The following is a 24286-nucleotide window of genomic DNA, read 5'->3' as shown; positions in this document are numbered from 1 at the left end:
GCGCTCGCGCCTGGGTCCCGATCCCGCCGCGCGCGCTCTAGCCCGCCGGGCGCGACGCCGCGCCTAGTTCAACTCCCACAACCCCGCACGGTCAAAGGGATGCGCCTCAATATCCACGGCATCCACCCCGGCGGCCAGAAGCTGCGCCTGCGCCTGCGCCACCCGCTGGCTCGGCCCGCACAGGATAAAACGGTTGCCGCGGGTGGTCTCGCGTTCGAGCATCAGGCTCACCGGGTCCGCGCTGACCTCAAAATCCATTTCCACCACCGGGGGCTCCGCGCCCAGCAATTGCGGGTCCATCGCGGAATCTACCAGCAAATACATGCGCATATCCGGGTTGAGCGCGGCCAGATTCTCCTGCACCACCACGTCATAATGGTGCCCCGGGCTCGGCGCGACCACGTACACCGATGCCTCAATATCCGGCGCCTGCCCGGCCGCGACGGCGGCATCGACCAGGCCCAGCAGCCACGCCCGCGCCGGGGCCCAGCCGGTGCCAAAACACAGCAGGACGGGGTAAACACCATCGGCTGAGCTGTGCTGATGCAGCCCCTGGGCGAACTCGCCGCGCGGGCTACCCACCGTCCATTCATCGCCCACGCGCGCTGCTCGCAACAGCTGCGACGCCGGCCCCGTGGCGTGGATATGAAACTCCAGCTCGCCTGCCGCCGTCGGTGGCGCGGCCGCGTAAAGCTCCCGCCACGTCCCCGGCAGGTGGCGGGTGGTCACCGCAAAGAATTGCCCCGGGGCGAACTGGGTGGGCAGCCCTGCGCTGAGCTTGACGATGCCCACCTGTCTATTCGGCCTGCGCACCCCTACCACATGCAGCCGGTGTGCGGGGGCAGTTCCCGCCAGGTCCGCAGCTTCCGCAGCATCTGCCATCACGCGGGCCAGGTGGTGGAGGCGGGCGGCGGCTGCGGTGGCATCGGCAGGCTTGAGTTCCAGCGTGTCCAGTCCGGATACCAGGCATTCGACAAAAGTGGTGTACACCTGTGGTGGGAAGCCGTGGCGGCGATGCTCCCTCGCCAAGTCAGCCAGGTGCTGCTCGGTGTGCGCTACCGGCGCGTTCGCTGCGCACTGTTCGAAATACCACGCTAGTGCCGGTACCAACTCCTGATGCGCGCTGGCCGCCGACATTGGAAACAGGTCACGTGCGGGCAGAATTTGCGCGAAGAGTTGCTCATGGACTTCCCGCCGGTAGTCCTCTGCGTGGGTACGCAGCGCGTGGGCGACTGCCGCGTAGTCGCAGGTTTCGGGTGCTGGGCGCTTCGCAGTCATGGGGTCCAAGTATAGGCCGCTCGGCTAGGCCGGGGTTCCAGGCGCATAACCCCCACCAACACATTTTGACCATTAGGCCCATAACCCCCACCAACACATTCCGACCATTAGGCCCCATTAGGCCACCATTAGGCCAACAATCCCCAGGCGGAGTGCTGCAGAAAAAAGAAACCGCCCCTCACGAGGAGGGGCGGTCTCTTTAGAAAGGAGGTGACCTATGGGAAGAGTCTCATCAGGTCACTGCCGATTGTATCCCACAGTGGGGCGAGATGCAAAATCTGCGGTTGGCGGCCCTCGTCACGGGAGGTGCACAATGGGTAAGCACTCTTTGAGCCGCACATCCAAGCGCACACCCGGTCGTGAAAACCAAAACCCCGCCGCCAAGTGGGATAACATCCTGGACTTGGCGAACGGGGTTGTGAAACTCACGGCCGAACTCGTGAAGTTGATTAACCTCGTACTTCACGGAGGCCTTTAGGCCCGACGGAACCAGTCAATGGCAGTTGGCTGGTTTCGTTGTTTTCCCAGTCCGATTGCGTTGCCGTAATCCGACTGTTAGTCCCGAGTTTAGCAGCTTGCCCAACCCTTGCAACGGCTTATGTCTATTCCTTGGCGGGTCGGTGCTTGCTAGGATGTGAGGTGGTCCACGAAAATCCCTTCGGGGGATGTGGCTTCCTCGTCAGTGCGCGGCAGGCCCGCGCGTCTGCGTGGGCTTTCTGTGCGCCTGTTGGGCGAGCGGAAAACCCTACTGATTTAGGGAGGTGCACAATGGGTAAGCACTCTTTGAGTCGCAAATCCAAGCGCACACCCGGTCGTGAAAACCAAAACCCCGCTGCCACGTGGGATAACATTCTCAATGTGGCAAACGGGGTCCTGAAATTAGCGACCGAAACCGTGAAGCTAATCAACGAAATACTTCACGGAGGCCTTTAGGCCCGACGGAACCAGTCAATGGCAGTTGGCTGGTTTCGTTGTTTTCCCAGTCCGATTGCGTTGCCGTAATCCGACTGTTAGTCCCGAGTTTAGCAGCTTGCCCAACTCTTGCAAGGCCTTATAGCCAGCCGGCCCCGAAGGGGGTGGCAGATTTGAGTCTTGCCGAGTCGTGAACCAGTGCGTGCGGGGCTGAGGTATTCATGCCAGCAGGATGGGGGAGGGGCATCGGCAGGCTGGGTGTGTAGGCAGGCTAGGCAATCCGGTAGGGGGCATCGGCAAGTTGAGCGGGCTGGGCTCAAGAAATTTTACCTTGAGCGGAATAGACTCAACTTTGGGTGCGTTGTGGGCAGTGAAACACCTACAGTGGGTAGAGCCCACGTACGGAAACAAACACAGAAAACACACAAGGAGAACCATGAACGCCTTTAACCCCACCACTAAGACTCAGGAAGCTTTGCAGTCCGCCATGCAGCAGGCATCGGCAAAGGGCAACCCGGATATTCGCCCGGCCCACCTGCTGCAGGCGATTCTTTTGCAAGAAGACGGTATCGCGGTACCGGTGCTGCGCGCGACGGGTGTAGACCCAGCCACGGTGGCCCGTGAGGCCGGCGAACTAGTCGACGGCTACCCCACCGCCGAAGGCACGGGCATGGCCAACCCGCAATTTAACCGCGACGCGCTTAACGTCCTCACCCGTGCCCAGGAGCTGGCGGGGGAGCTGGGAGATGAATACGTATCCACGGAGGTTCTGCTCGCTGCGATTGCAGGCTCCAAGACCGACGCCGCCCAACTGCTAACGAGCCGCGGCGCAACGTACGACGTGATCAAGGGCGCTTTCCCCTCCGTGCGCGGGGCCGCTAAGGTGACCAGCGAGAACCCGGAAGACCAATTCCAGGCCCTAGAGAAATACGCCACGGACTTAACGGCGCGCGCCCGGGAGGGCAAGATTGACCCGGTTATCGGGCGTGACCAGGAAATTCGCCGCGTGGTGCAGGTGCTTTCGCGACGCACCAAGAATAATCCGGTGCTTATCGGCGAGCCGGGCGTGGGTAAGACGGCCATCGTGGAGGGTCTGGCCCGGCGTATTGTGGCAGGTGACGTCCCGGAATCCCTGAAGGGTAAGACGCTCATCAGCCTGGACCTGGGCGCCATGGTGGCTGGTGCGAAGTTCCGCGGCGAATTCGAAGAACGCCTCAAGGCTGTGTTGGATGAGATTAAGGGATCCGACGGTCAAATCATCACCTTCATTGATGAGCTGCATACTATTGTCGGCGCCGGCGCCACCGGTGAGGGCTCCATGGACGCAGGCAACATGATTAAGCCCATGCTGGCCCGCGGCGAGCTGCGCCTGGTGGGAGCGACCACCCTGGATGAATACCGCAAGTACATTGAAAAGGACGCCGCTCTGGAGCGCCGCTTCCAGCAGGTCTTCGCGGCAGAACCCAGTGTGGAGGACACGGTGGGTATCCTGCGCGGCCTTAAGGAACGCTACGAGGTCCACCACGGTATCCGCATCCAGGACTCCGCCCTGGTGGCGGCCGCAGAGCTGTCTAACCGCTACATCACCAACCGCTTCTTGCCAGACAAGGCCATTGACCTGGTAGATGAGGCCGGCTCCCGCCTGCGCATGGAAATTGACTCCTCCCCGCAGGAGATCGATGAACTCGAGCGCATAGTCCGCCGCATGGAAATCGAGGAGCTCGCCCTGCAGAAGGAAAGCGACGCCGCCTCCCAGGAGCGCCTGGACAAACTGCGCCAGGAGCTAGCAGACGAGCGCGAGAAGCTGGGCGAACTCAAAGCCCGGTGGGCCAATGAGAAGAAGTCCATCGATGACGTCCAGCGGATCAAGGAACAGCTCGAGAACCTGCGCCGCCAGGCAGAAATAGCCGAACGCGACGGCGACCTGGCCAAGGCTTCTGAGATCAACTACGGCCAAATCCCGCCGCTGGAAAAGGAACTCAGCCAGGCCGAAGAGGCCGCCGATAAGCAGCGCAACACCATGCTGGTGGAGGAGGTCACGCCGGATACCATCGCGGAGGTCGTGTCCGCGTGGACGGGTATCCCGGCAGGCAAGATGCTCCAGGCAGAAACCCAGAAGTTGCTGGAGATGGAGGCTGAGCTGGGCCGCCGCGTGGTGGGCCAGAAGGACGCCGTGGTGGCGGTATCGGATGCCGTGCGCCGCGCCCGCGCCGGCGTTGCGGATCCCAACCGCCCGACGGGCTCCTTCCTCTTCCTCGGCCCCACGGGCGTGGGCAAGACGGAGCTGGCGAAGGCGCTGGCGGAGTTCCTCTTCGACGATGACTCTGCCATGGTGCGCATCGACATGTCGGAGTTCGGTGAGAAGCACTCGGTTGCCCGCCTGGTCGGTGCCCCTCCGGGGTACGTCGGCTACGATGCCGGCGGCCAGCTCACGGAGGCCGTGCGCCGCCGCCCCTATTCGCTGGTGCTCTTCGATGAGGTTGAAAAGGCCCACCCGGACGTCTTCGACGTGCTGTTGCAAGTCTTGGATGAGGGACGCCTGACCGATGGTCAGGGCCGTACCGTGGACTTCCGCAACACCGTCATCATCCTTACCTCCAATTTGGGTGCGGGCGGCACGCGCGAGGAGGTCATGGAGGCCGTGCGCCACGCCTTCAAGCCGGAGTTCATCAACCGCCTGGATGATGTGGTGGTCTTCGAGCCGCTGTCCCAGGAGTTGCTGCAGGGCATTGTGGACATTCAGCTCGACGCCCTTTCCCGCCGCCTGGCCTCGCGCCGCCTGCGCCTGGAGGTCAGCCCGGAGGCCAAGGCGTGGCTGGCCCAGCGCGGCTACGATCCGGCCTATGGCGCCCGCCCGCTGCGCCGCCTGATTCAGCAGGCCATCGGCGACAGCCTGGCTAAGGCCCTGCTCGCCGGGGAAATTGTGGATGGCGATCGCGTTGCCGTGGACGTTGCTGCCCAGTCTGCCGATGCCCCCGCCAGCACCGCTGCCCAGTCTGCCGATGCCCCCGCCCCGGCCGACTCCGCTTCCGCCGGGACCGCTGCCGACTCCGCCCCGGCAGGCCCCGCTGCTGCCTCCGTTCCCGCCGAGGCCGCTGCCGAGCCTGCCCCCGCCACCCGCGCGGCGGACGGTCTGGTCTTGCGTCCCGTGCGCGACTAACTCGGCTAGCGCGGCTAACGCAACTAACGCGACTAGCATGACTAGCGGGGATTAACGCGGAACTAGCTGCGGCCCACCCCGCGCCCAACCATCGGAAACGTGCTCATGCCCTTAAGATGAGGGGCATGAGCATTTTGGTTTCTCCACGGCAGTTGCATGAGGACATTCATCAGGGCGCGCGCTTTACGGTGCTGGCGTCGCTGTGGGAGCCGCAGGAGGGCGCGGCTTTCAACCAGTTTTCTTCCCTGCACATCCCTACGGCGCAGTTTTGCGATGCCGCGGGCGCTCTCGCCGGCCTCCCCGGCTCGCAGGCAGGCCGCAATCCGTTGCCGGACCCGGACAAGCTGGCGTTGTGGTTCAAGCGCTGGGGTTTGCGTCGCGATCGCCCGGTGGTGGTCTACGACGAGCAGCGTGGTCTCTTCGCCGGTCGCGCTTGGTGGATTCTGCGCTGGGCGGGTGTGGAGGATGTCCGCATTGTCGATGGCGGCCTGGCCAATTGGCGCAAGCAGGGCCTGCCCACCCTGACGGGCCCGGGCAACATTTCTGTCGGCGCGGACATGGAGGTCCGCCCGGGTTCCATGCCCACGGCCACGCTTGCCGATGTCAAAGCCCACACCGGCCTCCTCATCGATACCCGTGAGCCTAACCGCTTCGCCGGCCGCCGCGAGAATCTGGACTTGAAGGCCGGCCACATTCCGGGCGCGGTCAATCTGCCGGAGCGTCACTTGCACAATCCGGACCATACGTGGAAGTCCCCGGAGCAGGTCCGCGACCTGGTCGCCGAGGCCGGTATCACCGCCGCCCAGCTGGAAAGCGCCATCATTTACTCCGGCTCCGGCAACCATTCTGCCTTGGCCATTGCCGCATTGGAGTGGGCCGGCTTGCCGGTTCCGCGCCACTTTGTGGGCGGCTGGTCGCAGTGGTCGGCGGACCCGCGCAACCCCGTCGAGCGCGGCGACTAGCATGGCTTACCTCCTCATCCTGCTTGCCCTGGCCATCGGCGCCGCTGGTTTCTATCTGCTGCATCTTGCCAAGCTTGCCGATGCCCCCGCCGACCCCAACCCCGCTCCCGCTGCTGACTCCGACCCGGACCCCGCCTCCGTTGCTGGCTCCGCCCCGGACTCGGCTCCATTCGTGGAACCAGCGCTTGCCGCCGACTCCGTTTTGCCATCTGGCTCAGTTCCCACCGCCGACCAGGATCTGGAGCCCACGCCTGAGTCCGACCACAAACCGCGACCGGCGTCGCAACCTGAACTAGACTCAGTACAGGAACCTTCGAACGCAACCGGCCCGGTACCAAAGCTGCAGCCGGGCTCTGGGCTTTTGCCCAGCCGACGCACTTTGCGCTCTTCTTTGCCGGGCGCGGTATTGCGTGAGCGCCGCGAGTGGGCGCAACACCGCGGCTATGAGTTTCACAAGCAGGACCCCTATTTAGTCGATGAGTTCACCCGCGGTGCAGCCGCCGCCGGCGCGGAACCCCGCGACATCGTCGCAGGTCAAGTGCTGGGCCATGAGATGCTGCTGATGGACATCGGCAGTGTAGCGGTGATGGCTATGCGCACGGGGGCGGCATCGGACGTGGTGGTGGACTTCCGCCGCGAGGGCGCCCTGGATGTGGAGTCCGGCGACGACCTGGTCCCGGCCTTCGACGTCGCCGATTTCCACATCTATTCCACGCACGTGCCGGTGGTCGAGCGCCTGGTGGACCCGCGGGTGCGCAGCGCGCTCGACGCCATGCCCGCAGTGGTCACGGCGGTGTGGATGGAATCCGAGTGGGTTCTCGCGCAGATGACCAAGCAGGCCCGCACCCTCGACTGGGATGCGATGCAGGCTCCGTTGGCTTTGCTTGCCGATACCGCCCGGGTCCTCCCTCCACGCTCCGCTGCGGCGCAGGGGTTTGATCCCAGCGCAGGGGATCCCACCCGCGCCATTGAGCCACAGGCGGCTGCCCTGGCACAGGGGCCGACATTGGTGGGACCGCCGCAGGACGAGTTTGTGCACCCGCCCGTCCAGCGTCCTGACGAGCCCGTTCAGTTGCCTTCACGCACCGGCGCGGAGGTCCACGGCACTATGGCGCAGCATGCACTGGGCGCAGACGAAGTCGATGCCATCGCAGACGGCACCGAGCGCCCCCACATTGACGGCGATACCCCGCGCATGCGCCGCCGCCTGGATGGCGGCTCGTCGCTCTTTGACGACGGCGCCTAGCCGCCCCGCCCCGTCCCGCGCTGGCCGGCCCTTGCCGCCTTCGCGTCGCACCGCGCCGAACCCCGGGCCCGGCCGCCCGACGCAGTAATCTATGAGAACCCCAACTTGGAGAGGAACCCATGAACAATCAAGCACCGTCCACCCAACAGCGCGAGCGTTTGGCACAACTGGTCAAGGAATTGGCGGTAGTCCACGGCAAGGTCACGTTGTCTTCGGGCAAGGAGGCGGACTACTACGTTGATTTGCGCCGCGCGACGCTGCAGCATGAGGCATCGCGGCTTATCGGTGCGCTGCTGCGCGAGGCCACTGCGGACTGGGATTTTGACGCTGTGGGCGGTTTGACTCTGGGCGCGGATCCGGTGGCTACGGCCATCATGCACGCGGACGGCCGTCCGATTGACGCATTCGTGGTGCGCAAAGAGGCCAAGAAGCACGGCATGCAGCGCCGTATCGAGGGCGCTGACGTGGTGGGCAAGAAGGTCCTGGTCGTGGAGGACACCACCACCACCGGCAATTCCCCGTTGACTGCGGTGGCGGCGTTGCGCGAGGCCGGCGCCCACGTGGTCGGCGTGGCCACGGTGGTCGATCGCGCTACCGGCGCAGCCGACGTCATTGCCGCCGAGGGCCTGGAGTACCGCTACCTGCTGGGCCTGGAGGACTTGGGCCTTGCCTAATTCCGCCCAGCCTGCCGATGCCCCCGCCACCCCACCCGATCCTTCTCCCGCTCCCGCACCTGAGTCGCAGGGCTCCGAATCAACCCCCGTTGCAGGTGCGCCTTCTTCGGCACAACCCAACGCGGTTGGCAGCGCTGCGGCGCAGGGGCCTTCAGTGAAGGCACTTTCGGCTGCCGGTGTTGTCGTCGCGCCGCCTTCTGCTGCGGGCGCGGTGGGTTCCGCCGAAGAACACCGCGGGCCGACCGAGTGGATGGAAGGCCGCCACGGAGTGGGCCCGCACCCGCAACCGTGGCCGCAGGGCGAGCACTTCGACCCGGAGCTGCTCGAGCACGGCGACACCCGCAACGTCGTCGACGCCTACCGGTATTGGAAGCGCGAAGCTGTCGTCGCCGACATTGATACCCGCCGCCATAGCCTGCACATCGCGATTGAGAATTTTGAGAACGACTCTAATATCGGCACGGTGGTGCGCACGGCGAATGCGTTCGCGGTGAACACCGTCCACATTGTGGGCCGGCGCCGCTGGAACCGCCGTGGCGCAATGGTCACGGACCGCTACCAGCACTTGCTGCACCACGACACAGTGGAGCAGCTGCTCGAATGGGCCCACACTCAGGGGCTGACGGTGGTGGCCATCGACAACACCCCGGGCAGCGTGCCGCTAGAGACCGCCCAGCTGCCGCAGGACTGTCTGCTCCTTTTTGGCCAGGAAGGCCCCGGCGTGAGCGAGCAAGCTCAACAAGGCGCGGTGATGACGTGCTCCATCGCGCAGTTTGGCTCCACGCGTTCGATTAATGCTGGGGTGGCGGCGGGTATTGCCATGCACGCCTGGATCCGGCAGCACGCAGATTTGTCCCGCGCGTGGTAGGCGGCGTTATAGAATATGGCCTGTTGGCTGCCGCGTGACAGCTAACGCTAATGGTTTAGGCCCTGTGGAGCGATAATTGTGATAGAAAAGTGGGCGCACCGCGCCGACCTAGCAGAGACCGCGATTAACGAGCGGCACGCTGCGCGTTTGTGGGGGCTGCCGCGCACCAATTTGGCTGTGGTGTCGTGGCCCCCAACGGCTAAAGAAAAGGTCTTTGTGCACTGGCACTATTGGTGGCAGGCGCACTACTTGGATTGTTTGGTGGACGCCGCCTGGCGCAATAACACCAAGATTCGCCGCCGTCGTATCGCGGACACGGTCACGGGTATTCGCCTGCGCAATCTGGGCCCGCTGGCAAAGAACCGCTATTACGATGACAAGGCGTGGCTCGCCCTCGCCATGGCGCGTGCCGGGGAGCTGAAATCCCTTAAACCCCACAAGCGACTGCCCGCGCTGCAAAGCAATATCATTTCCGGCCTGGACCCCCACCTTGGCGTCCTGCCGTGGCGCGAGGGCGAGACCTTCCTCAACGTCCCCTCTAACGGTCCGGGCGCCATCATGATGGCGCGCATGGGCAAAATCGAGCAGGCCTGCCAAGTGGTGGACTGGATTTATGACAACCTTGTCGACGACCGCGGCCTCATCATGGATGGCATCCGCATGCGCATGGATGGCCCTGAGATTGTGCGCCACATTCACCCCTACTGCCAGGGGGTGGTGCTGGGTGCGTGCCTGGAGATTGTGCTGGCGTTGCGGGAGCGGGCGGGCATCGGCAAGCTAGAGGATATTGAGTCGGTCTACGAGGCTGAGCGGGTGGAGGAGATGATGCGTTTCGTCACCCGCATCCGCGGGCTGGTGCAGGCGGTGGCCTCGCACCAAGCCACGCCCGCGGGGGTGCTCAACGCGCGCACTGGCGACGGTGATGGTGGCCTGTTCAAGGGTATTCTGGTGCGCTATCTTGCCGATGTCGCCGTGCGCCTCCCCGGCGATTCCCCCGCCAATCGGGCCACCAAGAAGCTCGCCGCACGCCTGGTCGCTGCCTCTGCCGAGGCCGCGTGGGAGCACCGCCTGGAGGTCGACGGCCTGCCGATTTTCGGCACCGACTGGACTGCCGATGCCCGCCTCCCGCACAACTATGGCTTCGGCTCCACGTCCTTGTCGGAGCGCGTGGGCCTGGTGCGCGTCGACGAGCGCGACCTGTCTGTGCAGCTTTCCGGCTGGATGTTGCTGGAGGCCGTCGCCCGCGTCTTCCGCCACGACGCCCCCGCTACCTAGCTTCCCGATGCCCCGCTCCCTTCCGCCCCGCTCCTCCTGCGCGCCGGGCCGCTCTACCCGCGCGTCTGGCCGGGGCACGCCGCACTCCCGTCCTGCGCGCCCCGCTCCACCCGCGCGCCGGGCCGCTCTACCCGCGCGTCTGGCCGGGGCACGCCGCACTCCCGTCCTGCGCGCCCCGCTCCACCCGCGCGCCTGGCCGGGGCACGCCGCACTCCCGTCCTGCGCGCCCCGCTCCACCCGCGCGCCTGGTCGCTTCACCCGCCCGACCTGCTCCGTGGATCAGTAGTGGTAGCGGGCCTGCAGGATCACGAGGTCTTCGCCGTTGACGAGGTAGACGAGCCTGTGTTCGGTTGTGATTCGCCGTGACCAGGACCCCTGTGCTCCGTATTTGAGTTGTTTGGGCTTGCCGATTCCGGAGAAAGGATCCCTCATACATGCGTCGATGAGCGAATTAATGCGCTTGAGGACCTTCCGGTCGGCCGTTTGCCAGTACTTGTAGTCCTCCCATGCAGACTCGTCCCAGACCAGGCGCACTTAGCAGTCCTCGTCGGAGCGGTCGAGCTCGTGCACGTGGGTCTTCCCTGCGAGGGCGCGGTCATAGGCGTCGAGGAGGCGGCGAGCGTTGGTGGGCGAACGGAATAGGTACGCCGTCTCTTGCCACGCGGCGTACTCGTCGGCCGGCATGAGGACGACGTTGCCTTTGCGGGAGACGATCTCGATGGCGTCCTGGTCCTCGTTGACGCGTTCGATGAGTGGGTATAGGGTCTTGCGGGCCTGGCTTGCGCTGATGGACATGTTCGGGACCTCTCTACGTGAAGTATCTTCACACGAAATAGTAGTACAGGATTATGGTACCACTTAGAGGTGAGCGCTGAGCCGCCCCACCCGCCTGACCGGCGCGCCGCGCGTTGTCCGCCGCCGAGCCGCCGTTCTCGCCGTGCAGCGCGTGCTCGCCGCGCCGCCGCGCTCCCGGCTTGCCTGTCGGGCCGCGTGCCCGCCACCCCGCCCACTTGCTCGCCGTGCCGCGCGTGCTCGCCGCGCTCCAGTCCGCTGCGTTGCCCGCTTGCTCGCCGTGCCGCGCGTGCGTGAGCACGGCTCCCGGTGCCCGTTCGGGCGCGAATACAGGCCGCGAATACAAGCAACGTCACAGAAATAACCTCGACATGGCCGGGAGGGCCGGGGCATACTAGTAGACGTACGTGACCCGGCCCGTCTCAAGGCCCGATTTACAAGGATGGTTCCATGCCTATCGCAACCCCTGAGGTCTACAACCAGATGCTTGACACCGCCAAGGCTGGTGGTTTCGCATTCCCGGCTATCAACTGCACCTCCTCCGAGACCATCAACGCCGCCCTGCGCGGCTTTGCCGAGGCCGAATCAGACGGCATCATCCAGTTCTCCACTGGCGGCGCGGAGTTCGGCTCTGGCCTGTCGGTGAAGAACAAGGTCGCTGGCGCCCAGGCCCTGGCCGCGTTTGCACACGAGGCCGCCAAGCATTACGGCATCAACGTCGCGCTGCACACGGACCACTGCCAGAAGGAAGTCCTCGACGAGTACGTTCGTCCGCTCATCGCCATTTCCCAGGAGCGCGTGGACCGCGGCGAGCTGCCGCTGTTCCAGTCGCACATGTGGGATGGCTCCGCCATCCACATCGATGAGAACCTGCAGATCGCCCAGGAGCTGCTGGAGAAGGCCCGCAAGGCCAACATCATCCTGGAGGTTGAAATCGGCGTCGTCGGCGGCGAGGAGGATGGCGTGGAAGCCAAGGCTGGCGCTAACCTCTACACCTCCGTGGAGGACTTTGAAAAGACCGTCGACGCCCTGGGCGTAGGGGAGAAGGGCCGCTACCTGCTGGCCGCTACCTTCGGCAACGTCCACGGCGTGTACAAGCCGGGCAACGTGAAGCTGCGCCCGGAGGTGCTGGATGAGGGCCAGAAGGCGGCCATCGCCAAGCTGGGCCTGGACGCCGGCTCCAAGCCCTTCGACTTCGTCTTCCACGGGGGCTCCGGCTCGGAGAAGGATAAGATCGAGCAGGCTCTGTCCTACGGCGTTATCAAGATGAACGTCGACACCGACACTCAGTACGCCTTCACCAACCCCATCGCCCGCCACATGTTCGCTAACTACGACGGTGTGTTCAAGATCGATGGCGAAGTGGGCAACAAGAAGGTCTACGATCCGCGCTCTTACCTGAAGAAGGCCGAGCAGGGCATGTCCGAGCGCGTCGTCGAGGCCTGCCAGGACCTCCACTCCGTGGGCAAGTCCGTCTCCAAGTAGTCCGCACCGCCGCGTTTGTGACTGGCGCGCTCCTGGCGCGCTCCGGGCACTGCTCTCCGCGCACGTCGCTGCCGGCTCCGCCCCCGCCCCCTGCGCGCGTCGCTGCTGGCACCGCCCCCGCCGCTGCCGGCTCCGCCTAGCCCCGCGCCCCGGACTCGCGCGACACCCCGCCCGCCCGTTTACCCCCGGGCGGGCTTCTTCTTGTCTTGCGATATGTTGGGAGGCATCATGACCCACAATCCCATCCCCGACCCCGCAGCCCGTCCTGCCGATGCCGCCTCAGTTCCTGCCCCGGCTCCCGGCTCTGCCCAGCAACCCAACCCCGCCGACAACGCCCGAGCCACCCACCCGGCCGCCACCACGGCCACCGCGCGGGTGCGCATGACCACCGCGGAGCAACTCCGTCACGTGGACAAGTCCCTCAAGGCCCGCCTCGGCCGCGTGCGCTCCCGGCTGGTCTACATTCTGCAGGCCACCCTCGGTGCCGGCCTGGCCTTTTACGTCGCGCATGAGATCTTCGGCCACGCCCAGCCCTTCTTTGCGCCAATGTCCGTGGTCATCATTTTGGGCCTCAGCGGCAGTGACCGCCTGCAGAGGGCGCTGGAGCTTTCGCTCGGGGGCATCGTCGGAGTGGTAGTGGGCACCTTTTTAGTCGATACCCTGGGCACCGGCGCCATCCACATGACCATCATCATCGGGCTGTCGCTGCTGATTTCCTCTTTTATGACTAGTTCCCAGCTGGTCAGCAACCAAATCACCATCGGCGCCATCTTGATTTCTACCATCCTGCCCCCGGCGGAGATGGGCGGCCTCAGCCGTGCGTTGGACGCGATTATCGGCGCGGTTATTGGTATTGGCATGATTGCGCTCATCCCGTCTTCGCCGCTTTCTGCCGGCCGCCGCGAGATTTCTAAGGTCCTGGGCCTGGCTTCGTCCGTGCTTTCCGATGTCGCCTCCGGCCTCCGCGAGCGCGATCCCCAGGTTATCCGCGACGCCCGCGAGGCTGTGCGCGGCTCCCAGGCTGATATCAATGCACTGCTGGCTGCGGCGAAGTCCGGCAAGGAGACCGCGCAGGTCAATCCGCTGTTGTGGGGTTCTATGCGCAGTATTCGTTCTCTGGAGCGAACTCTGGCCCCGGTGGATAATGCGGTACGCGGCGTGCGTGTGTTGGCGCGCAGGGCACTGGTGTTGGTGGAGGACCGTGACCACGTGTCGGCCACGCAGTTGGAGCTCATCGAGGAGCTTGCCGATGTCTGCCACACCCTGTCCCAAATGTATTCCCGCTCTGCGAAGGCCAAGCGCCTTTCTGAGGCGGAGGAGATTCCGGAGCTGGTCGCCCGCCTGCGCGTGGTGGGTGCCCGCGCGCAGATGTCGGTTGTCGAGGAGGATCATCTGCTGTCTGCGTATGCCATCTTGGCTCAGACCCGCTCCATCGTGGTCGATTTGCTCATGGTGTGCGGGATGTCCCGCGAGTCCGCCGTCGCCGCCTTGGCCCCGACGTCCAAGCACCCGGCTTACCCGCCGGAGTTGCCCCGCGATCTCCGCTAGTCTGCCGATGCCCCTCCGCCTCCCTCCAGACCGACTCTCCGTCTCCCCGCCTCACCGCCTCCGGCCAGACCGCCTCACCGTCTCCCCGCCCCACCTGCGGGCCCTGCTACCGCCTCATAGCCGCCGCGCTTGTAGCCCCTCCGGCGGTCCATTTCTGGTTGCCGTGGGGCTGTTGCGCTTCCTGGGCGCCTGCGCTGTGTGCGGGGCGGGTTAGTTGGTGGGGCTGGTGGGTACCGGTGGCCCGCCGCCGGGGCCTTGCCAAGCCACCCGGCCTTTAACGCGCACCATCCGCCCGCGACTTTGCGGGATCCCACCGGGAGGACTGTCCTCATTGACTCCATTGTGGTATTCACACAACACCGCCAAATTCCTGATGTTCGTCTGCCCACCAGCAACCCACGGGGTCAGGTGGTGAATCTGGCACTTATCAAACGCGACATTACAGTGCAGCCAATTACAGCCCGGACCCTCAGCGGCTAACAAGGCACGCTGCTTATCAGAAGCAAAGCGCTCAAAGCGGTACAAGTCCAACGGGCCATGCTCGCGGCTGACAAGGGCTATCATCCCACGGTCGAGAAAGACCCGCTGAAGCAGCTCCGCGCCACTCATACGCACCCCGTTGGTCGCGCGCACGATAACATCAGCATCCGAAGGATTACCCTCCGCCGCATAACCACCCGCGCCAGCATCGGCGCCGACATCAGCGCCGGGAGCGCAAGCGCCTTCGCCAGCGCCGGGGAAGGCATCAACACCGGCCGCATCTGTGGCGTTTGCATGGACGCTTCTAACAGCGCCAGGAGCGCCGGTGCTTTCGCTGGTGGCGCCAGCGCTTTCGTTGGCGGCGGTGCAGGCTGCGGCCTGGGCGCGCCCGTGCAAGGCGGCGAAGTCATCGAGTTGGACTACCACCTGGGCGTGGTAGTGGGTCTGGGACAGCCCGCCTTTGCCGCGGGTTAGGTCGAGGAAGCTCTGGTCGGGGCTGTTTTGGTCGATGCTGTTAAAGACCTCTGTAAACTCCACGTCCCTACCAGTGATAGTCAGTGTGGCGTTGCCGTTGGCATGCCGGGTTAAGGTGGCTTTAGGTTGCGGTTGGGCGCGTGGTTTACGCCAGGTGGCTAAGCGTTTCTTGGCAACCTTGTCAATCTTGGCCGAAGGGGTTGCGCAGAGTTCTTCGCGTAGTAGCCAGCTGCGCTGTTCGCGCTTGGTGGTGCCGACTTTAGCGACGTAGTCTTCGATCAGCATCAGCTCGAACAGGCCGTGGCCTTGGGTGCGGGCTGCGGTAATCGAGCGCCTGCGTCGTCCGGTAAAACTGGTGCCGGTGTAGTAGACGCCGTAGAGGTGCTCGATGTGGCTTGCTGCCTGCGGGGAGGCGCCGCGGGCAGCAAGGTCCGCAGCGCTGCACCCTGCGGCTAGCGCGAGGTGGTCTATCGCGGTGCCGTGTGCGGCAAGGAAAGTATCGAGGTTCATGCCGCTTACGCTAAACGCGTGGTGTCAAGGCCCGCAAGGAGAGTTTTCCCAACCTGTGGATAACTTAGCCTGGTTGCACACTAGAGTAGGCATTTCGTCACGGACCTGTGGATAACTTTCGCGCAGCAGGCCCATTAAATATAGAGCAAAATTGGTGACATAACGTCCCCATCAAGGCTACGACCGCGCGGCAGCAGGCTATGTCGTGCGGTGGCGGGCTATGACCGGGCGGCAGCGGGCTATGTCGTGCGGTGGCGGGCTACGACCGCGCGGCAGCAGGCTATGTCGTGCGGTGGCGGGCTATGACCGGGCGGCGCAGGGAATGACCGCGCGGTGGCGGGCTATGACCGGGCGGCGGGCTATGTCGTGCGGTGGCGGGCTATGGCCGCACGACTTGTAAGTCCCGTAGATGCCGGTAGAAGGTCACCCGCTTGACGGCGCGCTTGCTGGAGACGCCATCGACCACGACGCGCAGCGCTGGCCCGCCGGCTTGGACGGCTCGCCCGGTGAGCACCGAGGCATCGTCAAGCGCACCCGGCCGCACTGGGCGCATGCGGGCCTGGAGTTTGGCACGCAGTCCGCGCGGTGGCGGGGGAGTGCCGAATATCGGGCCGGTAGCGCGGGCGGCTACTATCCCGGGGGCGTCAAGCATGGGCACCAATTTGGCGCCGTACGTAGGCTCGCCGCTGCGGACGCTAGGGGCGCCAGAGCCTTTACCGTGGCGCAAGAGGACGGTGGAGTCTACGATTACTTCGCCGGTGATTTCGCCGGTGTGGCCGGCTTCGTCTTCCCACTGCGTGATGGTGGCGGAGCCTGCGACGGCTTGGCCGGCATCGTTGCGAATCAGTGGGGCAGGGCGCACCTGGCCTGCGACGGCTAACGCCCAGGCCTCGGCGGCATCGGTAGGAAGCCCCCAGTTCTGTGCCGCAGTAGACTCGCCGGAGGGCACAAATGCGAACTCCACCCACAGGTAATCTGCCCGCATGGCGCGGGTGAGTACGGCGGAGAGGGCGGCATCGTTGCCGCAGATCACCACGCGCAACGGCTCCGGCACCGGCTGCGGGGCAAACCCCGGCGCCCCCAAGTGCGCCACGTCCGGGCGCGCGGCAATTTCATCCAGCGACGGCGTGGGGTCAACAGGCAGGATTTCCCGGGCGGCGGCATCGAGTACTCGCAGCTCTTGCCGGCTGGGTACCGCCCCCACCTCGTGCATCTGCACCGAGCCCAACTTGGCCAACATTTCACTACTCGGCGCCCATGCGGAACCACACCGCAGCACAAGGTACTTCATGCCCGTCACTGTACCGCCCGCCGCTAGGTGTGATTAAATGAAGCGCTTTTGCACAGCGCCCGGCAATCACCCCACCAGACATCACCCCATCAGACAAGGACCCCTCCCGTGACTCTAGAGCTCAATCTTATCCAGTCCGCCGGCTTTGCGGTGGTCGTCCTGCTTACCGGCGCGTGGCTTCGCCGCCGCGTGCGTTTCTTCGAGCGCTTCGCCATCCCTTCGCCGGTGATTGGCGGTTTTCTGTTTGCCCTCATCAATCTCGCCCTGCGCCAGACGGAGGTTCTGGATGTCCAGTTCGACGTCACTTTGCAGAGTTTCTTCATGGTCATGTTCTTTACCTCCGTCGGCTATGGGGCGTCGTTTAAGGTGCTCAAGGCTGCCGGCCCGAAGGTAATGGTCTTCCTAATTCTGTCTACGGTGTTGTGTTTCTTCCAGGACCTGGTCGCGGTTTTGTTGGCCCCGTTGGTGGGCGTGAGTAAGGATTTGGCTCTGATGACGGGTTCGGTGTCGATGACGGGCGGCCACGGGGTCTCGGGTGCTATTGCCCCGTTGGTGGAGGATTTCGGCGTCACTGGCGCGCAAACGGTGGCTTACACTGCCGCTACGTTTGGCTTGGTGGCCGGTTCTCTTATGGGCGGCCCGCTGGCTAACCGGCTCATTCTTAAGCGCAACCTGCACCACCAGGCCAGTGAGGAGGTCCACATCGACGCCTCCATCTTGGCCCATTCCCAGCGTCGCCTGCGCCAGGACCGGATTCTGCACGCGTTTGTGATGATTCTGTTGGCCATGTTCATTGGCTCTTTCATCACGGATGCCTTGAATGCCTGGGTGTCGTCGTTTACGGATAAGGCTGCTTTCCCGCTGTATTTGGGCACCATGTTGGTGGCTATCGCGTTTCGCTACCTCAATGATAAGTATGAGCAGCCGGAGTATCAGGAGTTGGTGCCCACGCAGGAGGTGGAGATTGTGGGCAACGTGGGCCTGAATATCTTCTTGGCTATGGCGTTGATGAATGTGCGCCTGTGGGAGCTTGCGGAGCTGGCGGTGCCTTTGTTGGTGCTGCTGGTGGGCCAGGTGGTGCTGATGGCTCTGTGGGGGTATTTTGTTACGTTCCGCGTGATGGGTAGCAATTATGATGCCGCGGTGCTCACGGCTGGCCAGGTGGGTTTTGGTATGGGCGCTACGCCTAATGGTATGGCGAATATGGAGTCGGTGACGGCGAAGTTTAGGCCTTCGCCGTTGGCGTTTTTTGTGGTGCCGATTGTGGGCGGGATGTTTATTGACTTCACCAATTTGTTTATTATCTTGGGCTTTTTGAACTTTGCTTAGCTTGCCGATGCCCCCGCCACCTCACCCTTTGCTGAAGTTTCTGCGCCGTTGTGGCGGTGTTTCCTGTGGGTGGGAGGCTGTGGACGGGTATTGTGAATGGGTATTTGACTTCAGACTTGAGGAAGTGACTTGAACCGATGGCAGCTATTGTGATTGTCGGTGCCCAGTGGGGCGATGAAGGTAAGGGCAAGGCCACGGACATTTTGGGCGGGCGCGTGGATTACGTGGTCAAGCCCAATGGTGGTAATAATGCTGGCCACACTGTGGTGGTTGGTGGGCAGAAGTATGAGTTGAAGCTTCTGCCTGCGGGCATTTTGTCGGAGAATGCGGTGCCGGTGCTGGGCAACGGTACGGTGATTAATCTGGAGGCCTTGTTTGAGGAGATTGATGGTTTGCAGGCGCGTGGGGCGGATGCTTCGCGGTTGAAAATTTCTGCTAATGCGCACTTGGTGGCGCCGTACCATCAGACGCTGGACCGGGTGCAGGAGCGTTTCTTGGGCAAGCGCGCTATTGGTACCACGGGGCGCGGGATTGGTCCGACGTATGCGGATAAGGTGGCGCGTATTGGCATCCGGGTGCAGGATGTGTTTGATGAGTCGATTTTGCGCCAGAAGATCACCTCTGCGCTGGATATTAAGAACCAGATGTTGGTCAAGATGTACAACCGCAGGGCCATAGAGGTCGAGCGGATGGTGCAGTACTTCTTGGGGTATGCGGACCGGTTGCGGCCGATGGTCATTGATGCCACTTTGGAGCTTAATAATGCCCTGGATGCCGGCAAGCATGTGCTGATGGAGGGCGGCCAGGCCACCATGTTGGACGTGGACCATGGCACGTACCCCTTCGTGACCTCATCGAACCCTTCGGCTGGTGGGGCATCGGTAGGCTCTGGCATTGGGCCTACGCGCATTACGCACGCCCTGGGCATCATCAAGGCTTATACCACCCGCGTGGGTGCGGGGCCGTTCCCCACGGAGCTGGATGATAAATGGGGCGAGTACCTGCAGACTACCGGCGGGGAGATTGGCGTGAACACTGGCCGCAAGCGCCGTTGTGGCTGGTATGACGCGGTGGTGGCGCGCTATGCCACGCGCGTGAATGGCTTTACGGATTATTTCCTGACCAAGCTGGATGTGCTGACAGGTATTGGGGAGATTCCTATTTGTGTGGCCTATGACGTCGACGGTGTGCGCCATGATGAGATGCCGCTGACGCAGTCCGAGTTCCACCACGCGACGCCGATTTATGAGACCATGCCGGCGTGGGAGGAGGACATTACGGGCTGCACCACCTTTGAGGAGTTGCCGCAGCTTGCGCAGGACTATGTTCTGCGTTTGGAGGAGCTGTCTGGCTGCCGTATTTCCTACATTGGTGTTGGTCCGGGCCGGGATCAGACGATTGTCCGGCATGACGTCTTGGAGGGCGACGCCTAGCTCTTCTTAGCAACTCCTTAAGGTCCAGTGCGATTGGTGCGCTGGACCTTTTCTGTTGGGTGAGAAGTATATATAACTGCTGGACATGCAGTATTTTGCCTGAGTGTCCGTACGGACTTGTTTGCCTATTTGAGTAGACCTGAAAAGGGTTTACAAGTGCAGGTGTGTCAAGATTCACGATCGCCCTAAAAAACTGCCTCGACCAGCGGCTTAGGTCCTATTAGCGGTGAACTATCTGATTATTGCCTGTATGCACTCTTAGAAAATTCTCATTTGTTTAGTCATTCCTGTAACGTGGTTGTCAAGTGTTCGGGCATGCTCGGCAGTGATCCATCGCCGCCCGGCACGCCAGAACCAATAGAACTCCTGCAAGTTGAGAGGACATCTTAGGAATGATTAATCGGACTGCTAAGTCTGCAGCTGGTCGCCGTCGCGGCACCACCATTGCAGCTGCGGCTCTGTCCATGGCGCTGGTTACACCTTTCGTGCAGCCGGTCGTCGCTCCGTCCCTGTCTGCTGCCGCCTTGGCCCAGACTGCTGACGATGCCGCTGCTGCTAACGATGCCGCCACTCCGGCTGCGTCTCAGGGCGTTCGTGTCATCGAGGCTGACGCTGTAGCCAATGGCCGTATTGATAGTGCTACGGACGCCACCAACGCTGCACAGACTCTTTCGGGTGTTGCGCTGGTAGCTAACCGTGAGGGCAACCCGCAATCCTTTGCTTCCGGAAATATCCCGGTTCCGGACGGCACTGTGGTCTACATGCAGTGGATGGACACTGACGGTGCGGTTTCTCCGGTCTACTCCACGAAGACCCAGTCAACAGTTGATGTCAACGGTGACAACATCCGCGGCGGTGACTTCGCCTTCGATCTTCGCTATGACATCGACGGTGAAATTGCCACGGATGAAGGGGGTAAGGTTGTCGGCCGCGGCTGGACCGACCTTAAGGGCAAGGAACATGTCTACCGCGCAACTTCGGGCCAGTACTACCGTCTGTGGATCCAGGATTACGAGGATCCTAATTCTGGCAACACGGTGACCATGCTGCGCCAAAACGGTGGCTTCTACCCAGGTTCCTGGGTTAACTCCGTTACTGGCTCTAACCTGGGGCAGTTCCCGCTGATCGGCGCCAACATGCAAAAGGTTGGTGTCTTGCTCAGTGAAAAGCCGGGCGATTACATGACCCGTCCTGAGTCCGAGTGGGAAGAAGACGAAGTTGGACCGCTGTCGGGTCCTGCCGGCCTGATTGGCTTTACTGAAGCTGACAAGCAGTCCATCTCCGGTCGCGTGTGGCTGGAAACCGGTGCTGGTGACTATGCCAATAGTGCTACTGGCCCTAACAACAACTCCAAGGACCCCGCAGCTGCTGGCTACCGCGTGGTCGTCTCCCAGCTGACTGCGGAAGGCTACTCTGCCTACGAAGCTCAGGTGGCAAACCTGGATAAGGCTGAGCAGGCGGCTGCAGCTAAGCGGTTGCTCACGGATCACCCGGAGTACATTGCCTACACCCGTTACGCCTACACGGATGCTGAAGGTCGCTACACCGTCCGCGTTCCTGAAGGTTCCCTGGGTCGCCTGATCAACACCGACCGCGGCTTCTACATGTTTGTCCAGGATCCGGAGGGTAAGACCGTCCACTCCTACAACTCGTGGGTAAACCCGGTCTTTGGCAACACCAGCCACAACACTTGGGCACCGCAGACCGCTCCTGCTAAGGGCGGCTTTGGCAACACCTACAACAAGAACTTTGCTGTGGTGCCTAACACCCAGGTTGACTTGGACATCCTCAAGTACAACACCACGGACACCCCGGCCTTCATCGGTGATACCGCAGAGATCGCGCTCGAGGGCGTGACCTTGTCTCCGCTGCAGAACAAGATTGTGTGGGTTGTCAACGGTGATCTGAACAACCCGATCAAGACTTGCGACAACTTGACGTCCCTGAACCAGGCCAAGGATTGCACGCTAGAGCTGGATCAGGAAACTTACCCACTCAACGATGGCGATGTTGTCACCGCAATTCTGTATGCAGGCGATAACGCAGTCAGCTCCGACTCCATGATCATCAAGCGCTACCCGGAGCCGAAGTACGCTGAGACGGAGACCGGCAAGGACGGCGCTTCCTCTGAGGAACCGACCTTCGAGCAGAAGACGGCCGAGAAGAAGCGCGACGGTTCTATTGAGGTATCCACCACTGCCGTTGAGCTTCCGGAAAATGTCGAAGCACGCTTTGAGTTAGGTGAAGGTGCTCCCGAGGGTGCTTCCGTGGACCCGGAGACCGGTGTTGTCACCCTGACTAACCCCAAGGGCAAGAAGGATGACATCATTGACGTCCCGCTGAAGGTCACCTACACCGAGAAGCTTGTTGATGCCAACGGCAAGGCCATCAATGACCCTGCCACTGGTCAGCAGCGCGAGATCACCAGCACGGTCGACGCTGTTGCTTCCTTCAAGCTGACAGAGGATGGCCAGAGCGACGCTGACCGTTATGATCCGCAGCCTAAGGATCAGACCGTTAAGGTCGGTGAGACCCCGGATGCCAGGGACAACATCGTTGACTTTGGCGAGCTTCCGGAAGGCACCAAGGCTGAGTATTTCGAGGCTCCGAAGACTGATGAGCCGGGCGAGCAGAACGTCACCGTGGTTGTGACCTATCCGGACGGTTCTGAGGACACGGTCACGGCTAAGGTAAACGTCACTGAGCAGCCGAACTGGGATGATGATTCCACCACCCCGGGCACCGAGGTCAAGCTGCCGAACACTGGCGGCGCAGTTTCTGGCGATGAGACCATTGAGGTCTCCGGTCCGGGCACCGCAACTCTGGGTGAGGACGGCACCATTACCGTCACCCCGAACGAGGATGCAAAGCCGGGCGACAAGATCGTTGTGACCGTTAAGGACAAGGATGGCAAGGAGATCGACAAGGTCGAGGTGACCATCGATGAGGCTCCGTCTGCTGCTGAGTCCCCGGCTTGGGATGATGATTCCACCACCCCGGGCACCGAGGTCAAGCTGCCGAACACTGGCGGCGCAGTTTCTGGCGATGAGACCATTGAGGTCTCCGGTCCGGGCACCGCAACTCTCGGTGAGGACGGCACCATTACCGTCACCCCGAACGAGGATGCAAAGCCGGGCGACGAGATCGTTGTGACCGTTAAGGACAAGGATGGCAAGGAGATCGACAAGGTCGAGGTGACCATCGATGAGGCTCCGTCTGCTGCTGAGTCCCCGGCTTGGGATGATGATTCCACCACCCCGGGCACCGAGGTCAAGCTGCCGAACACTGGCGGCGCAGTTTCTGGCGATGAGACCATTGAGGTCTCCGGTCCGGGCACCGCAACTCTGGGTGAGGACGGCACCATTACCGTCACCCCGAATGAGAATGCTAAGCCGGGCGACAAGATCGTTGTGACCGTTAAGGACAAGGATGGCAAGGAGATCGACAAGGTCGAGGTGACCATCGATGAGGCTCCGTCTGCTGCTGAGTCCCCGGCTTGGGATGATGCTTCTACCACCCCGGGTAAGGAAGTGAAGGTCCCGAACACTGGTGGTGAGCTGACCGGTGGGGAGACCGTCTCCGTTGAGGGTCCGGGCACCGCAACTCTGGGTGAGGACGGCACCATTACCGTCACCCCGAACGAGGACGCGAAGCCGGGCGACGAGATTGTTGTGACCGTCACCGATAAGGATGGCAACGTCATCGACACCGTTACGGTCACCATCGCCGAGAACCCCAAGTGGGATGACGCTTCCACCACCCCGGGTAAGGAAGTGAAGGTCCCGAACACTGGTGGCAAGCTGACCGGTGGGGAGACCGTCTCCGTTGAGGGTCCGGGCACCGCAACTCTCGGTGAGGACGGCACCATCACTGTCACTCCGAATGAGAATGCTAAGCCTGGCGACGAGATTGTTGTGACTGTCACCGATAAGGATGGCAACGTCATCGACACCGTTAAGGTAACCATCAAAGAGCCTTCTACCGGTGGTTCCTCGAACGGCAACGGTTCCTCGAACAACAACGGTGCTTCCTCGAACAACGACGGTTCCTCCAACAACAACGGGGCTTCGTCGAACAACAACGGCTCCGCCATCTTGGATGGTCTGAGCTCCAACTCCGGCAACGTTGACCTGGCCCGCTGTATCCCGGCTGGTCTGGCTGTTGGCCTGCCGCTGTTGCTGCTGATTCCGGTTGGCTTGGCTGGTCAGGTGAACGTGCCTGGTCTGGAGCCGATGAAGGCTCAGCTTGGCACGGAGATCAACCGCATCAACGACCAGATCGCTAAGGCTAATGTTCAGTTGCAGCGTCAGCTAGGTCTCTACAACCCGGCTCTGGCTAACCAGGTGAACGGCATTAATGCTCAGCTGGGCAAGTTCGGTCAGGATGCTGGCCGTGTGGTCGGCGGCGTGGCTCTGGTTGCTGCTGGTTTGCTGGCTTTGGGTTGGTTGATTGACTCTTGTACTCCGGGTACGGGTTCTTCTAACGGCTCGTCTCGTTAAGGTAACCGACTAGGAAGGTCGTGGGTTTTGCCCGCGGCCTTTTTGGTGTTTTCTGCCAAGTTTGCTCTTT

At 62.8% G+C, this 24286-nt stretch carries 16 protein-coding genes; 11 read left to right on the top strand and 5 right to left on the bottom strand.

Annotated features, from left to right (window positions below; all coding sequences use genetic code 11):
* Positions 1 to 63: 63 nt before the first annotated feature.
* Positions 64 to 1278, bottom strand: a complete 1215-nt coding sequence (locus G7Y31_RS10695) for a 2-polyprenylphenol hydroxylase (RefSeq protein WP_165007395.1) — start codon at positions 1276 to 1278, stop codon at positions 64 to 66.
* A gap of 1348 nt (positions 1279 to 2626) precedes the next feature.
* On the opposite strand from G7Y31_RS10695, the gene clpB reads away from it, so the two are divergent.
* The 6 genes from clpB (at position 2627) to G7Y31_RS10665 (ending at position 10375) form a co-directional block, all read left to right on the top strand.
* Complete coding sequence (gene clpB / locus G7Y31_RS10690; protein WP_165007392.1) at positions 2627 to 5350, top strand: ATP-dependent chaperone ClpB; 2724 nt, start codon at positions 2627 to 2629, stop codon at positions 5348 to 5350.
* A gap of 125 nt (positions 5351 to 5475) precedes the next feature.
* Positions 5476 to 6312 (top strand): sulfurtransferase, encoded by an 837-nt coding sequence (locus G7Y31_RS10685; RefSeq protein WP_165007388.1) that lies wholly within the window; start codon positions 5476 to 5478, stop codon positions 6310 to 6312.
* 1 nt (position 6313) lies between these two features.
* Positions 6314 to 7558 (top strand): type III secretion system chaperone family protein, encoded by a 1245-nt coding sequence (locus G7Y31_RS10680; protein ID WP_244977383.1) that lies wholly within the window; start codon positions 6314 to 6316, stop codon positions 7556 to 7558.
* Positions 7559 to 7677: 119 nt separating this feature from the next.
* Positions 7678 to 8232: an orotate phosphoribosyltransferase gene (gene pyrE / locus G7Y31_RS10675; RefSeq protein WP_165007385.1), complete on the top strand. Its 555-nt coding sequence runs from the start codon at positions 7678 to 7680 to the stop codon at positions 8230 to 8232.
* Between the two features lie 250 nt (positions 8233 to 8482).
* Positions 8483 to 9100, top strand: a complete 618-nt coding sequence (locus tag G7Y31_RS10670) for an RNA methyltransferase (RefSeq protein WP_165007495.1) — start codon at positions 8483 to 8485, stop codon at positions 9098 to 9100.
* Between the two features lie 78 nt (positions 9101 to 9178).
* Complete coding sequence (locus tag G7Y31_RS10665) at positions 9179 to 10375, top strand: glycoside hydrolase family 76 protein (RefSeq protein ID WP_165007382.1); 1197 nt, start codon at positions 9179 to 9181, stop codon at positions 10373 to 10375.
* Positions 10376 to 10654: 279 nt separating this feature from the next.
* On the opposite strand, the gene G7Y31_RS10660 is transcribed toward G7Y31_RS10665, so the two are convergent.
* Together G7Y31_RS10660 and G7Y31_RS10655 are read right to left on the bottom strand one after the other, a co-directional pair.
* A complete protein-coding gene (locus G7Y31_RS10660; RefSeq protein WP_165007379.1) occupies positions 10655 to 10909 on the bottom strand; it encodes a Txe/YoeB family addiction module toxin in 255 nt (84 codons plus the stop codon).
* Positions 10910 to 11170: a type II toxin-antitoxin system Phd/YefM family antitoxin gene (locus G7Y31_RS10655; RefSeq protein WP_165007376.1), complete on the bottom strand. Its 261-nt coding sequence runs from the start codon at positions 11168 to 11170 to the stop codon at positions 10910 to 10912.
* Positions 11171 to 11617: 447 nt separating this feature from the next.
* On the opposite strand from G7Y31_RS10655, the gene fbaA reads away from it, so the two are divergent.
* Together fbaA and G7Y31_RS10645 are read left to right on the top strand one after the other, a co-directional pair.
* Positions 11618 to 12652 (top strand): class II fructose-bisphosphate aldolase, encoded by a 1035-nt coding sequence (fbaA, locus tag G7Y31_RS10650; RefSeq protein ID WP_165007373.1) that lies wholly within the window; start codon positions 11618 to 11620, stop codon positions 12650 to 12652.
* A gap of 381 nt (positions 12653 to 13033) precedes the next feature.
* Positions 13034 to 14200 carry an FUSC family protein gene (locus G7Y31_RS10645; protein WP_165007492.1) on the top strand — a complete coding sequence of 389 codons (1167 nt, stop codon included), beginning with the start codon at positions 13034 to 13036 and terminating at the stop codon, positions 14198 to 14200.
* Positions 14201 to 14410: 210 nt separating this feature from the next.
* Here G7Y31_RS10645 and G7Y31_RS10640 read toward each other — a convergent pair whose 3' ends face one another.
* Together G7Y31_RS10640 and G7Y31_RS10635 are read right to left on the bottom strand one after the other, a co-directional pair.
* Positions 14411 to 15664 (bottom strand): HNH endonuclease signature motif containing protein, encoded by a 1254-nt coding sequence (locus G7Y31_RS10640; protein WP_165007370.1) that lies wholly within the window; start codon positions 15662 to 15664, stop codon positions 14411 to 14413.
* Positions 15665 to 16043: 379 nt separating this feature from the next.
* Positions 16044 to 16955: a hypothetical protein gene (locus tag G7Y31_RS10635; RefSeq protein WP_165007367.1), complete on the bottom strand. Its 912-nt coding sequence runs from the start codon at positions 16953 to 16955 to the stop codon at positions 16044 to 16046.
* A 108-nt stretch (positions 16956 to 17063) separates the two neighbouring features.
* On the opposite strand from G7Y31_RS10635, the gene gltS reads away from it, so the two are divergent.
* From gltS to G7Y31_RS10620, 3 genes are all read left to right on the top strand, one after another.
* The gene (gene gltS / locus G7Y31_RS10630; protein ID WP_165007364.1) at positions 17064 to 18284 is read left to right on the top strand and encodes a sodium/glutamate symporter; all 1221 of its coding nucleotides are present in this window, start codon (positions 17064 to 17066) and stop codon (positions 18282 to 18284) included.
* A gap of 137 nt (positions 18285 to 18421) precedes the next feature.
* Positions 18422 to 19717 (top strand): adenylosuccinate synthase, encoded by a 1296-nt coding sequence (locus tag G7Y31_RS10625; protein ID WP_165007361.1) that lies wholly within the window; start codon positions 18422 to 18424, stop codon positions 19715 to 19717.
* A 392-nt stretch (positions 19718 to 20109) separates the two neighbouring features.
* Entirely contained in the window at positions 20110 to 24216 is a 4107-nt protein-coding gene (locus tag G7Y31_RS10620) for a Rib/alpha-like domain-containing protein (RefSeq protein WP_196823570.1), read from the top strand.
* Positions 24217 to 24286 lie beyond the last annotated feature (70 nt).

It is taken from the genome of Corynebacterium lizhenjunii (genome assembly GCF_011038655.2).
Taxonomy (GTDB): Bacteria; Actinomycetota; Actinomycetes; order Mycobacteriales; family Mycobacteriaceae; genus Corynebacterium; species Corynebacterium lizhenjunii.
This window is presented reverse-complemented; position numbering and strand designations above follow the sequence as displayed.